This window comes from Reyranella soli (assembly GCF_007992495.1).
GTDB classification, from domain to species: domain Bacteria; phylum Pseudomonadota; class Alphaproteobacteria; order Reyranellales; family Reyranellaceae; genus Reyranella; species Reyranella soli.
This window is the reverse complement of sequence record NZ_BKAJ01000105.1, coordinates 20,397-34,490: the sequence shown is the minus strand read 5'-3', so window position 1 is coordinate 34,490 and position 14,094 is coordinate 20,397. Positions and strand designations below refer to the sequence as shown.

The 14,094-nt window shown below is 67.0% G+C and carries 14 protein-coding genes; 5 read left to right on the top strand and 9 right to left on the bottom strand.

Annotated elements, in window-relative coordinates:
* Positions 1–34 precede the first annotated feature (34 nt).
* From RSO01_RS28735 to RSO01_RS28720, 4 genes are all read right to left on the bottom strand, one after another.
* On the bottom strand, positions 35–505 hold the full coding sequence (locus RSO01_RS28735) for a hypothetical protein (protein WP_147153997.1): 471 nt from the start codon (positions 503–505) through the stop codon (positions 35–37).
* Positions 506–529: 24 nt separating this feature from the next.
* Positions 530–802 (bottom strand): hypothetical protein, encoded by a 273-nt coding sequence (locus RSO01_RS28730; protein ID WP_147153995.1) that lies wholly within the window; start codon positions 800–802, stop codon positions 530–532.
* Positions 803–940: 138 nt separating this feature from the next.
* Positions 941–1,129, bottom strand: a complete 189-nt coding sequence (locus RSO01_RS28725) for a CsbD family protein (RefSeq protein WP_147153993.1) — start codon at positions 1,127–1,129, stop codon at positions 941–943.
* A gap of 125 nt (positions 1,130–1,254) precedes the next feature.
* Positions 1,255–1,641 carry a cupin domain-containing protein gene (locus tag RSO01_RS28720; RefSeq protein WP_170303426.1) on the bottom strand — a complete coding sequence of 129 codons (387 nt, stop codon included), beginning with the start codon at positions 1,639–1,641 and terminating at the stop codon, positions 1,255–1,257.
* Between the two features lie 59 nt (positions 1,642–1,700).
* On the opposite strand from RSO01_RS28720, the gene RSO01_RS28715 reads away from it, so the two are divergent.
* Entirely contained in the window at positions 1,701–2,654 is a 954-nt protein-coding gene (locus RSO01_RS28715; RefSeq protein WP_147153988.1) for an alpha/beta hydrolase, read from the top strand.
* A 63-nt stretch (positions 2,655–2,717) separates the two neighbouring features.
* Positions 2,718–3,029 (top strand): hypothetical protein, encoded by a 312-nt coding sequence (locus tag RSO01_RS28710; RefSeq protein ID WP_147153986.1) that lies wholly within the window; start codon positions 2,718–2,720, stop codon positions 3,027–3,029.
* A gap of 49 nt (positions 3,030–3,078) precedes the next feature.
* On the opposite strand, the gene RSO01_RS48480 is transcribed toward RSO01_RS28710, so the two are convergent.
* A complete protein-coding gene (locus tag RSO01_RS48480; protein ID WP_147153984.1) occupies positions 3,079–4,143 on the bottom strand; it encodes a peptidoglycan-binding domain-containing protein in 1,065 nt (354 codons plus the stop codon).
* 21 nt (positions 4,144–4,164) lie between these two features.
* Positions 4,165–5,253: a peptidoglycan-binding domain-containing protein gene (locus tag RSO01_RS28700; RefSeq protein WP_170303425.1), complete on the bottom strand. Its 1,089-nt coding sequence runs from the start codon at positions 5,251–5,253 to the stop codon at positions 4,165–4,167.
* Positions 5,254–5,453: 200 nt separating this feature from the next.
* Here RSO01_RS28700 and RSO01_RS28695 point away from each other — a divergent pair, with 200 nt between their 5' ends.
* Positions 5,454–6,125 carry a response regulator gene (locus RSO01_RS28695; protein WP_147153980.1) on the top strand — a complete coding sequence of 224 codons (672 nt, stop codon included), beginning with the start codon at positions 5,454–5,456 and terminating at the stop codon, positions 6,123–6,125.
* Here RSO01_RS28695 and RSO01_RS28690 read toward each other — a convergent pair.
* The 3 genes from RSO01_RS28690 to RSO01_RS28680 all read right to left on the bottom strand — a co-directional run bounded on the left by RSO01_RS28690 (position 6,106) and on the right by RSO01_RS28680 (position 10,093).
* Complete coding sequence (locus tag RSO01_RS28690) at positions 6,106–7,875, bottom strand: ATP-binding response regulator (RefSeq protein ID WP_147153978.1); 1,770 nt, start codon at positions 7,873–7,875, stop codon at positions 6,106–6,108. The genes RSO01_RS28695 and RSO01_RS28690 overlap by 20 nt on opposite strands.
* Before the next feature lie 14 nt (positions 7,876–7,889).
* A complete protein-coding gene (locus RSO01_RS28685; protein WP_147153975.1) occupies positions 7,890–8,162 on the bottom strand; it encodes a DUF2277 domain-containing protein in 273 nt (90 codons plus the stop codon).
* Positions 8,163–8,347: 185 nt separating this feature from the next.
* The gene (locus RSO01_RS28680; RefSeq protein ID WP_147153973.1) at positions 8,348–10,093 is read right to left on the bottom strand and encodes an adenylate/guanylate cyclase domain-containing protein; all 1,746 of its coding nucleotides are present in this window, start codon (positions 10,091–10,093) and stop codon (positions 8,348–8,350) included.
* Positions 10,094–10,180: 87 nt separating this feature from the next.
* Here RSO01_RS28680 and ligD point away from each other — a divergent pair, with 87 nt between their 5' ends.
* Entirely contained in the window at positions 10,181–13,363 is a 3,183-nt protein-coding gene (gene ligD / locus RSO01_RS28675; protein ID WP_147153970.1) for a DNA ligase D, read from the top strand.
* Positions 13,364–13,486: 123 nt separating this feature from the next.
* Positions 13,487–14,089: a DUF1326 domain-containing protein gene (locus tag RSO01_RS28670; RefSeq protein WP_147153968.1), complete on the top strand. Its 603-nt coding sequence runs from the start codon at positions 13,487–13,489 to the stop codon at positions 14,087–14,089.
* Positions 14,090–14,094 lie beyond the last annotated feature (5 nt).

Sequence of the window (14,094 nt, the reverse complement as noted above, 5' to 3'; positions counted from 1 at the left end):
TGGGGCCACGCGAATTGCCCGCCCTGCACGATGATCATAGCGCAGGACGCACAGAATGGCGCCAGCTCCCCGCCTGTCGTCCAGCGATTGCCCAATAGATCAAGCCTGAGCAGGCGCCGGAAAGCCCGAACACCGCGGCCTCGATCATTCCAGCCCCGTCGAGGCCGCCAATCGTGCGCGGCGACAGCTCGAGGTAGACCGCCGCACTCAGCAACGCGGTCGGAACCACATAGACATAAGGCGAGCGCCAGCCGAGCACCTCCGTCACGGACAGGATCAGCAGCGCCGGGCCGGCGCTGAGAACGATCGCGAGGAGAACGACAAACAATCCGGCAACCGGCGCCGCAACGAAGATCGCAGGCGAAACCGCGGGCAGGACCCAATAGCCGAGCGAGTCGGGGAGCAGCGACGCAACGCCGAACAGCAGCGCGAGGGCCGCGCAGAATCCGAGCACGCCGACGACATAGGCTCCGACCATCACGAGGATTCGCTTCAGAATGCGCACCCGGCTATCTGCGCCGCTCGCCCATCACCGCCGACCCGGACGGGCGCCGCCCTTCTCAAGCCGTTCAAGGCGCGCCTCGATGCTAGTCTGCATTTCCTCCAGCCGCTGCTGAAGCCGTTGATCCTGGCTCCTGAGTTGCGCAAGGCGGGCGGAGAGTTCGGAAAGCTGCTGCTGAAGCCCGGCCAGTCTGGCCTCGATCTGGCCCGCTTCGCCGCCTCGCTGCGCGACCGCGGCGGCAGGCGCCAGGAGGACAGCCGCCACAACGGCGCAAAGGCTGACCGCAGGTCGCCGTCTCATTCGATCACCTCATCGGTGCGAGCAAGGATCGACGGCAGTCATAGCACATCGCAGCCGGGTTGGAGACGACTGGCAAACGCACAACGAAAAAGGGCAGCACACGCTGCCCTTTCCACGTCTACGGAATCGAACCGGCGATCAGAGATCGGCGGCCTTCTTCACGGCGTCCTTGGCCTTGCCGACGGCCTTCTGCAGGTCGCCCTTGGCCTCCTGCAGCTTGCCCTCGCCCTTCAGCGCGGGATCGTCGGTCGCCTCGCCAACACCCTGCTTGACCTTGCCGATGGCCTGATTGGCCGTGCCCTTCACCTTGTCGGTCGTGCTGCTCATCTCGTGACTCCTTTGTTTCGTGCGGATTCGTGGAGTCAACGTGCGGTACGGGTCGACGTTCCTGGCTCCGCGCGGAAGCACGGCCCCTGCAGAAAAGGCAATCCGTGGCGCGCTCCCGGCAAAGGCTACTTCAGCGCGGCGCCGGCCGGAGGGTCACCCTCGATGTACTTCGTCGCCAGGTGCGCGCCCTGGCGCGGCAGGAAGGCGATGAAGCGCGCGCCCTCGGGACTGACCACGGTGAAGGCGTGCGGCGTGCGGGCGGGGATGGAGATCGTCTGGTCCTTGCCGACCGTGAAATGCTCGTCGCCGATCCGAAGGTCGAGCGTTCCGTCGAGGACGACGATGACCTCGTCGACTTCCTCATGGAAGTGCAGTGGCGCGCCCGCGCCCTGTTCCAGGACGCCGAGACTGGAGCTCACGGAAACGCCCTGCGCCTCACCGGCCAGGACGTAATTCCGATAGCCGGGACGCCACGGGATCTCCCGGGCCTCCGCATTCTTCACCACCGGCATGTCGACCTCCTGTGATGCGCAAATCATGGTCAGTATAGTCGGCAAACAAGGAGACGCCCATGACATCGCGTATTGATCCCGACCTGGAGAAGATCCTGCCCTTGCTGCCGCTCAGGGATGCGGCGACGCTGACGCCCGAGCGGGCGCGCGCCGAGCTGGTGGCGCTGGCCGAATCGCGCAAGGACGTGCCGCTGCCCGAGCTGGCGACGGCCAAGGACATCACCGTCGACGGCGCCGCCGGCCCGATCGCCGCACGGCTCTTCGCAACCGGCAGGACGCCGGCGCCGACCATCGTCTACTTCCATGGCGGAGGCTGGGTCGCCGGCGATCTTCTGACGCACGAGCGCCAGGCCAGGACCTTGGCGCTGGAGGCCGAGGCCGTGGTCGTCAGCGTCGACTACCGCCGGCCGCCCGAAACACCGTTTCCCGGCCCCTTCGAGGATTGCCTGGCGGCGACCCGCTGGGCGGCGGCCAATATCGGCACGCTGGGCGGCGATCCGGCGCGGCTCGCCGTGGCCGGCGACAGCGCCGGCGGCAACCTCGCCGCCGCCGTGGCGCTCGCGTGCCGGCAAGATGGGCCGAGCCTGAAGGCGCAGCTTCTGATCTACCCAGCCACCGACCTCATGGGCCGGTACGGCGTGGCCGCGGAAAACGCGAAATATCCGTCGCGCCAGCAGAACGCCGAGGGCTATTTCCTGACCGGCGATGCCATGCGCTTCTTCGCCAGCCACTACCTTCCCCGTCCACAGGACAGCGAGGATCCCCGCGCCTCGCCCTTGCGCAGCGACACGCTCGCCGGCGCGCCGCGCGCGGTCGTCACCACCGCCGAGTTCGATCCGCTGCGCGACGAAGGCGAGGCCTATGCCGAGGCCCTGAAGCGAGCCAAGGTCGAGGTCGCCTATTTCCGCGAGGCCGGCATGGTGCACGGCTATTTCGGCATGGGCGCGGCATCGAAGGCGGCCGAAGCCGCGCGCCAGCGCGCGACGGCGGCGTTCAAGGCCATGCTCCGGTAGGCAACCATCGCGGTCCCGCGCTCATTGGAAGGGCATGCCCTGGACTCAGTACAGGAGGCCACGATGTATCTGGCCCGCTTTTCCTATGACGTGCTGCCGGTGAACCGCGACCGCGCAATCAACTTCATCCTGCGCGAGGTCAAGGCTGCCCGCGGCCGCGGTCTCAATGCCCGCATGCTGGTGCCGTTGACGCGCGGCGCCGGCTGCGCGGCCCTGCAGTTCGAGATCGAGCTGGCGAAGCTCGACCAGCTCGACCAGTTCCGCGAGCGTGGTGTCGGCACGAGCGAGGAGACCGGCAACTGGATGCATGCGTTCAGCGAGATCCTCACCGCGCCCCCCATGGTCGAGATCCTGCGCGTGGACGACGCGCAGTAAGCACCACTAGGGACGAGCGAGGCGCCCCCGCCCTCGCGGCCGCGACGGCTCAATCGGGAAGCAGTTCCTTGAGCTGGTCGATCTTCTGCTGGGCGTCGCCGAGCGACAGATAGCCGATGGCGCCCGAGAGGCCGGCGTTCGGCGTGCCGTGGTTGATCCCGCGCATCGCCACGATCGCCTTGCAGGATCTGGCCATCAGCACCGGCGCGACCAGGGTTCCGACGCCGGTCATGGTGGCGCCGAAGCCGAAAACCAGCCCCTCGCCCATGCTCAGAAACATGACGGTCACATAGCCACCGCCGAGGGCGACGAACTCCCCCTGATAGATCAGGCACCAGCCGGTTATGTCGTTCAGCGTCACCGTCTCCTTGCCGTGGATCAGGTTCGGATAGATGCCGCCGACGCAATCCATGTCCATGGTCGAGAAATCGATTCCCCACGGCACGCGGCTGACGCCCAGGCCCAAGGCGGCGTAGCTCAGTCCCATCATCGTCCGCTTCGACATCTCCTCGAGGTAGATCGTGCCGGCCGACACGCCGAACTTGGTCGCGGCGAGGTTCACGCCTTCCGACGTCTCGAACCGGTAGCTCACGCCGGTCAGCTCGGGCACGGGATCGTCGGGTACCGGCACGTCCCAGATCGGCATGACGGGATCGAATTTCGGCTCGCGCAGCGGCTTGGTGCGTCCGGGCGGGATCGTCGCCGTGCGCAGCATCAGCAGCCGCTCGGTGTTGGCGCCGACCCAGCCGTCGGCCTTCACCTTCTCATGCTTGGCCTGGAACGCCTTCACCGCCTGTTCGGTATGCGGCCCCCAACTGCCGTCGGCAGCGATGTCCTTGCCGCCGACCTTGATGCCTTCGCCGGATATCAGGAGCGCCGTCTGTATCCAGCGGACGTAGCCCGCATGCTTCCTGTTGGCCCTGATGAGGGCGTCCTGCGTCGGCCGGTCGACCTTGGCGTTCACCGCGAGCTTGTTCTTCATCTGGAACGTGATCAGCCAGCTCCGGTACTCGAGCAGGGCCGTGCCGTCGTCCGCCAGGGAGGCGCCGGGCAGCAGCCGGTTCAGCGAACCCTTCACCCATCGGATGTATTCGGACTTCGAGGGCTTTGACATCGTCGTGCTCCCTGCGATGCGTCAATGGCGGCGACGGCGCCCGATGCCGTACTTGACCGCGAGCTGGAACTTTCCTTCGGCGCCGAACCCGTTCATGCGGAACCGGCCTTCGGCCTCCTTCTCGCCGACGATCACCGTGCCGAACGCCAAGCCGGCAGACAGCGAGACCTCGTGCGCCCGCCCGCGCCGGCCATGCCATTCCTTCTTCCAGTTCGCTTCGACGCGCAGGCCGCCGAATATGTCGAGGCTCGGGTACTTCTTCCCGAACTCCCACAGCGTGCTGGTGATGAGATACGGCGCGAGCCGGACGGTGCCGACCGTGGTGGGGTCGCCGACCATGTTCCGCCACTCGCGTTCGGCGATCTCGGTGTCCAAGTACTGGATGGAGGCCTGGATGCCCGATCCGCCGCCCGGCGCCAGGACGAACGACGCGCTGGGCATGATGTAGGGATGCAGCTTCACGAACGCCGCCGTGAACGACTGGACGATTTCCAGCTCGTGACCGCTCTCCTTGCCGATATCGGTGGCGTATTCGAACTCGAGCCATTGGTTGCCCGACATCCATCCGTGCGCACTCGGATGCTTGCGGTCGAGCGCGTGCTTCTGGACTGCTTCCCGGGGCGACGGCACAGGCGTGACGGTTGCGGCGCCCTTCTCATCCGACGAGCGCGGCGGCGGCATGACCGGACACATCCGCTTCGGCGGCGGATCGCGCAGCCAGGCATCGAATTGCTCTTCGAATGTCGGCGCTTGCGGATAGCGCGGCAGTTTCGGCGGATCATAGGGCGAGCCGGCCATCGGCTCGCTGTAGGGTCGATGGCGCGGCAGCTTGGGCGGCGGTGGCTCGATGGCGGGCGGCGGGGCGATCGTCAGGACGAACTTGTTGACGACGGTGCGGCGGACGAACAGGCAGCCGAGCGTCTGCGGTCCGGCAATACCGTCGGACGTCAGGCTCTGGCACTTCTGGAAGTCGCGGACCGCGCCTTCGGTGATGGGTCCAAAAATGCCGTCGAGCACCAGAGGCTTGACCGGCTTCAGCCGCAGATTGAGGGCGTTCTGCAGGGCAACGACTTCATTGCTTCGCTGATCCTTGGCGAGCCAGAGCGACATGACGAGCTCCCGCATGCGGCCGTCGGGACAGTCGAAGGGCGATTATGCGGGCTCAACCCAGGGCTTTGGTATCATCCAGAAGTACTGTCTCCCGGTTGGCCGACGTTGTTTCGCCACACATCGGTCTCATGCTTTCGTCCCGGGACCGAAGTACGCTTCGATCCGAGCGAACCTGCAGCGACCTGCGACCGGTCTTTCCAATGAAGATCCTTGTCGTCGACGATCATGTGCTGATCCGCGAGGCGCTGCGTGGCCTCTTCCGCGAGCTCAGGCCCGAGGCCACGGTGCTCGAGGCGCCGGATGCGGCGCGGACGATGCAGGCGCTCGCCGAACAGCCCGACGTCGCCTTGATCCTGCTCGACCTCAGCCTGCCCGACCGCGACGGGCTCGGGTTGCTGGCGGAGCTGCGCGCCCGTTACCCCGCCATCTCCGTGGTCGTCCTGTCGGGCTTCGCCGAGCGCGCCAACGTGGTGCGGGCGCTGGACCACGGCGCGCTGGGCTTCATTCCGAAATCGGCCGGACGCGAGGTGATGACCAGCGCGCTGAACCTGGTGTTCTCCGGCGGCGTCTACATCCCGACCGAGATCCTCGGTTCGGGCCCGCCGATCCCGGCCAGGCCGCAGCCCCAGTCCCCGGCCCAATCGCAGCCCCAACCCGGCGACCTCGGCCTGACCGGGCGGCAGACCGACGTGCTGGCGTTGATGATGCAAGGCAAGAGCAACAAGGCGATCTGCCGCCGCCTCGATCTCGCCGAGCCGACGGTGAAGAACCACGTCACCGCCATCCTGAAGGTGCTGGGAGTCTCGAACCGCACCGAGGCCGTGCTGGCCGCATCGGCGCGCGGCTGGCAGCTCAGCGCAAGAGCTGATTGACCATCGACCTGAGCGCCATGGGCGTGACCGGCTTGTGCAGCAGTGGCAGGCCGCTCGCCTCGGCCTCGCGCATGCGCTCGCTCGTGGTGTCGCCGCTGATGAGGAAGGCGGGAATCGCCGCGGCGAAGCGAGCCCGCAACCGCCCGATGACGTCAATGCCGGTCGTTCCGTTCGCCAGGAAATAGTCCGAGATCACGAGGTTCGGCTGGCCGGCGAGGCCGCCAAGGGCTGCCTTCTCGGAGTCCGCGGTAACGACGCGGCACCCCCAGCCCTGCAACAGGCCGCGCATGCCGTCGAGGACCAGCGCATCGTCATCGATCACGACGATGAGCTTGTCCCGCGCCGGGTCGGAGATCGCCTCGAGTGTCGGCACAGGCGCGACTTGGCGGACCGCCGCGCGCGGCACCGAGACGGCGAAGCGCGACCCTTTGCCGGGCCGCGACACGAGGTCGATCGGATGGCCGAGCAGGCGGCCGAGACCGTCGACGATCGACAGGCCGAGCCCGAGCCCGACTCGCCGCCCGCCCCCCTGATCTGGCACAGGCGCGCCCACCTGGTAGAACTCGCCGAAGATGCTCTGCTGCTGGTCCGGGGCGACGCCAATGCCGCTGTCCCACACCTCGATGCGCACGCTGTCGCCGCGCCGGCGGCAGCCGACGACGACGCCACCGCTCGACGTATAGCGGATGGCGTTCGACACGAGGTTGAGCAGGATCCGCTCGAGCAGGATGGCGTCGCTGCGCACCCAGGCGCGGCTCGGCACGACACTGAGCCGCAGGCCCTTCTCGCTGGCCGCGGCGGCGAACGTCGTCTCGATGCGATCGAGCAGATGGCCGACGGGGAAGTCGGCGATGTCCGGAGCGAGCACGCCGGCATCGAGCTTGGACATGTCGAGCAGGGCGTTGAACAGCTCGTTCATGGACGCGATGGCGGCATCGATGCGGTCAACGAGCCGTGCGCGCTCCGCCGGATCGGCCTGGTCGTTGAGCTGGGCCGCGAACAGGTTGAGCGCGTGCAGCGGCTGGCGCAGGTCGTGGCTGGCCACGGCGAGGAAGCGCGACTTGGCGAGGTTGGCGTGCTCGACCTCGCGGTTGCGTTCAGCCAGCTCGCGGTTGCGTTCGGCGAGCGTCATGCGGAGCCGGAGTTGCTCGACGAAGCTGTTCTGGATGAAGCGCGCGAAGTTGATGAACAGAAAGAAGGTCACGACAGCCGCGAGCGCAATGCCCCAGTGCAGCGGGTCGGCGCCCAACCCGTAACGGATGGCGGTCGCTGCGATGAACGGCGTGACGAAGGCAAGATAGGCAGGGAGGTAGACGGCGAGCGTCACCAGCCCGGAGACCACGGCGCCGAGCAGCATGGTGACCAGGAAGAGCTGGTATTCGATGCGCTCGGGCACATAGAACAGGAAGCACGCAACCGCCCACAGGCTGCCGCCCACGGCCAGCGCCCACAGCACGCGCCGCAACCAGGCGCGATGGTCGGTGTCGGTCGCCGCGCGCCGGCGAAAGGCCCGCGCCAGGGCTGCCCGAGCGAGCGAATAGACGCCGAAGGCGGCCAGCCAGCCCAGCAGGATGCCGTGTGGAACGTGATCCCACAGCACCCAGACCAGGATCAGGGCGGCCGCCACGCCGGTCAGGATCAGCCGCTGGCCCTCGATGTAGAGGACGCGCAGCTGCTCGGCGAGGATGGTCCTGTCGGCGTCCAGCGCCGCCACGGCATCGTCGGGCGTGGGCGCCGCCTTGCGCCACACCGGCGGGTCTCGCGCTACGAGCGGGCGAAGCGCAACGCCGAGCGGGCGCGCGCCTTCTCGGCCTCGACCTCGCGATCGCGCGGCGGCGCCGTCGTGACCAGCGCCTCGATCAGGTGCCGCGCGGCGTGCGCCACCTCGGCGACCGCGCGGTTGAAGGCCTCCTCGTTGGCCTTGGACGGCCGGTTGAAGCCGGAGAGCTTGCGCACGAATTGCAGCGACGAGGCATGGATCTCCTCGTCAGTGGCGGGCGGCTTGAAGTTGTAGAGGTTCTTGATGTTGCGGCACATGCGGATCCCTCTTCTTCAGGTTCTCCCCGTCATACGGGGGAGGATACAGGAGGGGGAAAGCTTAAACGGTGCCGCGTGAAATTTCAGATCTGAATGCGCACGAATCCTTTTGAGGCCTGCCACCTCCCTACCCTCCCCCGTATGACCCCGTATGACGGGGGAGGAATGAGAGGAATGAGAACGGATCAGAAGCCCGCCTTTTGCAGCCCTTCCTTCAGGTGCTGCAGGTCCTCTGCCCGCGCATAGTGCATGGTGGCCAGAAACTTCTCGAGGTCGAGCTCGAGGTCGAGCTCGCGCATGCGCGCGACGTGGGCGGCGGACGCGGTCGTGTCGCCCAGCCAGGCATAGGAGGCGGCGAGGAAGCCGTGCTGCTGGGCATCGAAGGTCGCCATGTGCATGAAGGCCTCGATCGCCTTGGCGTATTGCCGGCCGACGAAGTGCGCGCGGCCAAGATGGCCCCAGAAGCGCGAAGGATGATGCGGATTGAGCTTCATCGCGCGGTGGATCCAGTCGACGCCCTCCGCGGACTGGCCGAGCCAGGTGAACAGCTCGCCCATCTGCACGACCACCAGGTCGTAGTTGGGATTGAGCGCCAGCGCGCGGTCCTGGTGATAGCGTGCCCGCGTCATGTCGTTGCGCACGATGGCGATGGCGGCGAGGATTCGGTGGACGTCGGCGTCGTTGTCGTCGAGCGCGATCGCGCGGTCGAGTTCGAACATCACCTCGTTGAAGACGGCATCCTTGTCCTTCACCCAGCCGTAGCCCCAGGCCTGCCCCAGGATGCAGCCGCGCCAGGCGTGGGCATGCGCATAGTCGGGATCGAGCGCGAGCGCGCGGTCGATCATCTTCTGGGCCTCGACATTGTCCTCCCGCGCGCTCTTGTGATGCAGCACCTTGGCCGCCAGCACGCACTCGTAGGCCGCCATGTTGGCGGGCTTGGTTCGCGCGAGCTGGTCCTGCTGTGCCGCTTCCAGGCGGCCCGGCAGGGTGGCGACGATGGCGCTCGCGATCTCGTCCTGGACGGCGAAGATGTCGTCGAGCTTGCGGTCGTAGCGTTCGGCCCAGATGTGCACGTCGGTGGCGGTGTCGATCAGCTGGACGGTGATGCGCAAGCGGTCGGCGGCCTTGCGCACGCTGCCTTCCACGAGATAACGGGCGCCGAGCTTCTGGGCGACCTCGCGCATGTTGGCGGCCTGGCCCTTGTAGACGAAGGACGAGGTGCGCGAGATGACGAACAGCTCGCGGCGACGGCTGAGCTCGGTGAGGATGTCCTCCGTTAGACCGTCGGCAAAGTACTCCTGCTCCGGATCGCCGCTCATGTTGGCGAACGGCAGCACGGCGATGCTGGGCTTGACGACCGCCGACCGCTGGCCGGCGCCGGGGCTGCCCTGTGGCGGCGCATTGGCGTGCCCGTCGACGCCCGGCAGGACGCGGTACACGCGCACCGGCCGGGTGATGTTCTTGAGCGGCTTTTCGCCCAGGTCCTCGAACGTCGCCTCTAGGCGCCCGTCGACCTGATTGTGAACGGCCGCGGTCAGGCAGATGCCGCCGACCTCGGCCAGCTGCTCGACGCGCGAGGCGATGTTCACGCCGTCGCCGTAGATGTCGCCGTCCTCGAAGATGATGTCGCCGAGGTTGATGCCCACGCGGAACTCGATGCGCCGGTCGGCGGGCACGTCCGAATTGCGGCGCCGCATGCGGTCCTGGATCTCAATCGAGGCGCGCACGGCATCGGCGACGCTGTGGAACTCGACCAGGAGGCCGTCGCCGGTAGTCTTGATGATCCGGCCGTGGTTCCTGTCGATGACCGGGTCGATCAATTCGATGCGATGGGTCCTGAGGCGGGCGAGCGTGCCGCGTTCGTCCGCCTCCATGAGTCGGCTGTAGCCGACCATGTCCGCCGCCACGATTGCAGCCAGCCGGTGTTCCATGCGTTCCACACCCCGGTAACGCAAGCACAAGCAAACGCCCCGCTGCCATCGGGGTCAAGAGACAACAGCCTATGATAAGCTGACACCGTGGCCAAGTCACTGGATGCCTACAATGCCAAGCGCGACTTCTCCAAGACGCCGGAGCCGCCGGGGCGGCGCGCGGCCAAGCCGGGCAACAGCTATGTCATCCAGAAGCATGCGGCGCGGCGGCTGCATTACGACTTCCGGCTCGAGCTCGACGGTGTGCTGAAGAGCTGGGCGGTGCCGGAAGGGCCGAGCCTGGTCGCCGGCAAGAAGCGGCTGGCCGTCGCGACTGAGGATCATCCGCTCGACTATGGCGGCTTCGAAGGCGTGATCCCGGAAGGCCAGTACGGCAGCGGCACGGTGATGATCTGGGACCAGGGCACGTGGGCGCCCGACTTCGATCCCGAGTTCGGCTACAAGAAAGGCCATCTGAAATTCCACCTGAACGGCAAGAAGCTCAAAGGCCAGTGGCATCTCGTGCGCATGAAGCCAAAGCCGCGCGAGAAGAACGAGAACTGGCTGCTGTTCAAGTCGGACGACGAAGCGGCGCGGCCTGCTGGTGACCCGGACATCACCAAGGAAAAACCCAACTCGGCCGCGACCGGCCGCAGCATCGAGGCGATCGCCCGCGAGAAGGATCGGCTGTGGGCGTCGGGTCAGGGGGAAATCACCGAAACGAAGAAGAAGCGTCGGCGCAAATCTGCCGTCGATGCCGCGGCGATCGCCAAGGCCAAGGCGACGCCGATGCCGGGCTACATCGAGCCCAGCCTCGCAACGGCGACCGAGACCGCGCCGTCGGGCAAGGACTGGCTGCACGAGATCAAGCACGACGGCTATCGCCTGCAAGCCCATCTCGAGAACGGGCGGGTGAAACTGTTCAGCCGGCAGGGCCTCGACTGGACGGAGCGCTTTCCCGTCGTCGCTCACGCGCTTGCCGACGTACCGGTGAAACTCGCCATCATCGACGGCGAAGTGGTGGTGCAGACGGCCACCGGCGTGGCGAGCTTTCCCATGCTGGTCGACGCGCTGAAGAACGGCAGCGGCGACACGCTGTTTTACGGCTTCGACCTGCTCTACCTCGACGGCCATGACCTGCGCGACGCACCGCTGGTGGCGCGCAAGCAGGCGCTGGCGGCGCTGCTGGCAGAGACCGGCTCGGATCGCCTCCGCTACAGCGACCACATCGTGGGCGACGGCGATGCGGTGTTCAGGCATGCGAGCCGCCTTGGGCTGGAAGGCATCATCTCCAAGCAGGCGACGGCGCCCTATCGCTCGGGGCGGGTGAAGACGTGGCTGAAAGTGAAGTCGAGTCAGAGCGATCCCTTTGTGATCGCGGGCTACGTGCCCTCGACGGTCGATCCGAAGTCGGTGGGTGCGCTGGTGCTGGGCGAATATGCCGGCAACCGGCTCGTGCCGGTCGGACATTGCGGCTCAGGCTTCACGGCGGCGAGCGCGCGCGAGCTGTGGCAGCGGCTCGATCCGCTACGCACGACCAAGCCACCGCTGAAGGACGAGACCGCGCCGCCCAAGGGCGTGCGCTGGGTCGAGCCGGTGCTGTCGGCGGAGATCGAATATCGCGGCCGCACCGGTGGCGGGCTGATAAGGCATGCGGTGTTCCGCGAGCTCGTTGAAGGCACCGTCGAAAACCGTCGTCCCGACCGGAGCGCGAAGCGCGGAGTGGAGGGACCTTCTCACAACGATAAGCGGCCAGTCGTGGAGAGAAGGTCCCTCCACTCCGCTTCGCTCCGGTCGGGACGACGAGAGGCGGAGCTGCCGGTGCGGCTCACCAATCCAGGCCGCCTGCTGTGGCCCGACCAGGGCATCACCAAGCAGGGCCTGGCCGAGTTCTATGGCGAGATTGCCGACTGGATCCTGCCGCACCTGGTCGGACGGCCGCTCAGCCTTCTGCGCCATCCTGAAGGCATCAACGAAAAAGGCTTCTTCCAGAAGCACGCCTGGGCCGGCCTCGGCGACAGCGTCCGCCAATTGCCGGTGCCCAACGACGATCAGCTGATGCTGGTGATCGACGATCTTGCAGGCCTGCTCGAGCTCGTGCAGGCGAGCGTGCTTGAGATCCATCCCTGGGGCGCCAAGGCCGAGCGGCCGGAGCTGCCCGACCGCGTCACCATCGATCTCGATCCCGGCGACAACGTGCCGTGGCAGCGCGTGATCGACGCCGCGCACGACGTGCGACGGCGGCTGGCGGCGCTGAAGCTGGAAAGCTTCGTGAAGACCACCGGCGGCAAAGGCCTGCACGTGGTCTTCCCCCTGACGCCACAGGCGGACTGGGATACCGTGAAGGCGTTCGCCCAGTCGATCGCCTCGGCGATGGCGGCCGACCGGCCCGACCTCTACACCGACAACATGGCCAAGAGCGGCCGGCGCGGACGCATCTTCGTCGACTATCTGCGTAACGGCATGGGCGCCACTGCCATCGGCGCCTACTCGACACGCGCCCGCGAGGGGGCGCCGGTGTCGGTGCCGCTGGCCTGGGACGAACTCGGCGAGAACATCCGGTCGAACCATTTCACGCTGCTTACTCTGCCCAAGCGGCTGGCATTCCTCGATCACGATCCGTGGGAGGGTTTGGCGTCGCTAAAGCAGTCCTTGCCGGGCGCGACAGTCAACGTGCCGACGAAGGCCGAGCTCGCCGCCTACTGGAAGAAGGTGGCGAAGCAGGCCCTGGTCCATCTCGCGCGGCGGCCGCTCAAGCTGGTGGGCAGCACGCCGGGCAAGCCGCCGAAGGCGGTGCGCAAGGCGGGCGACGACCGCTTCTGGATCGACAGCGTCGACGGCCTTCTGGGCCTGGTCGAGATGGGCGCCGTCGAATTGCACGCCGCCAACGTCACGATCGACGATCCCGAACGGCCGGACATGCTGGTGTTCAGCGTCAACGCCGCCGACGTCGCTTTGCGCCTGCACACGCTCTTGAAGGCCGAGGGGCTGGAGAGCTGGCCCAAGCTCACGGGTGGGCGCGAGCTGCATGTCATGGTGCCAATCGAGCCTGATCTCAATGCGCAGGAAGCGTTGCGCTACAGCGAGCAGCTCGCCAGCCGGCTCGCCAAGGCCAACATCGACTGCCGTTACAACAGGCCCGGCGCCACCGCTGTCGCCGCTTTCTCGCCGCGCGCGCTGGCCGGCTTCCCGATCGCCGCGCCGGTCGACTGGGCCGAGCTGCAGCGCGGGATCGCGCCGGACGCCTTCACGATGAAGCAACCCCGTGGCAAGGCTGAGACCTCTGCCTGATTCGGATTGCGCGGCATCCTTCAATCTGATCTGCTTTCGCGCTCAACGCCATTTCGTACCGTAGCGATCGCCCAGCGTCGCGTCTTGTAGAGCACGTAGCGCTCAACAGAGCAGGGGGTAGACATGGCTTACCATCTCGAAGGCCGACTTCTCGAAGTTTGCAACTGCCGGGTGCTGTGCCCGTGCTGGATCGGTGAGGATCCCGACAACGGCACCTGCGACACCATCGTTGGATGGCACTTCGACAAAGGCGCCGTCGACGGTGTCGACGTCGCCGGCTGCACAATCGTCGCCCTGGCCCATGTGCCCGGCAACATCCTCAAAGGCAATTGGCGCGCCGCCGTCTACATCGACGACAAGGCGAGCCCGAAGCAGAAGGACGCCCTGTTGCAGGTCTATACCGGCAAGCAAGGCGGTCCGGTCGGCGACCTCGTCAAGCTGATCGGCGAGGTCGTGTCGGTCGAGCAGGTGCCCATCACCTTCGACGTGCAGGGCGGCAGGGGCACCATCAAGATCGGCGACGTGGGCTACGCCGAGCTCGAGCCCTACCAGGGCACCACCGGCAAGGTCACGACGCTCACCGACACGATCTTCTCGACTGTGCCGGGCGCGCCGGTGTTCGTCGGCAAGTCACCGCACTACCGCGCCAAGAACAAGGCGCTGGGCATCGACGTCGACCTGAAAGGCTACAACGCGCTGCAAAGCACGTTCGTCTTCGACGCCTGAGCCAA

Bases quoted from the DNA above. Each gene is read 5' to 3' on its own strand.
- RSO01_RS28730 (WP_147153995.1), bottom strand. From the start codon at position 802: ATGAGACGGCGACCTGCGGTCAGCCTTTGCGCCGTTGTGGCGGCTGTC.
- RSO01_RS28725 (WP_147153993.1), bottom strand. From the start codon at position 1,129: ATGAGCAGCACGACCGACAAGGTGAAGGGCACGGCCAATCAGGCCATC.
- RSO01_RS28720 (WP_170303426.1), bottom strand. From the start codon at position 1,641: ATGCCGGTGGTGAAGAATGCGGAGGCCCGGGAGATCCCGTGGCGTCCC.
- RSO01_RS28715 (WP_147153988.1), top strand. From the start codon at position 1,701: ATGACATCGCGTATTGATCCCGACCTGGAGAAGATCCTGCCCTTGCTG.
- RSO01_RS28710 (WP_147153986.1), top strand. From the start codon at position 2,718: ATGTATCTGGCCCGCTTTTCCTATGACGTGCTGCCGGTGAACCGCGAC.
- RSO01_RS48480 (WP_147153984.1), bottom strand. From the start codon at position 4,143: ATGTCAAAGCCCTCGAAGTCCGAATACATCCGATGGGTGAAGGGTTCG.
- RSO01_RS28700 (WP_170303425.1), bottom strand. From the start codon at position 5,253: ATGTCGCTCTGGCTCGCCAAGGATCAGCGAAGCAATGAAGTCGTTGCC.
- RSO01_RS28695 (WP_147153980.1), top strand. From the start codon at position 5,454: ATGAAGATCCTTGTCGTCGACGATCATGTGCTGATCCGCGAGGCGCTG.
- RSO01_RS28685 (WP_147153975.1), bottom strand. From the start codon at position 8,162: ATGTGCCGCAACATCAAGAACCTCTACAACTTCAAGCCGCCCGCCACT.
- RSO01_RS28680 (WP_147153973.1), bottom strand. From the start codon at position 10,093: ATGGAACACCGGCTGGCTGCAATCGTGGCGGCGGACATGGTCGGCTAC.
- RSO01_RS28670 (WP_147153968.1), top strand. From the start codon at position 13,487: ATGGCTTACCATCTCGAAGGCCGACTTCTCGAAGTTTGCAACTGCCGG.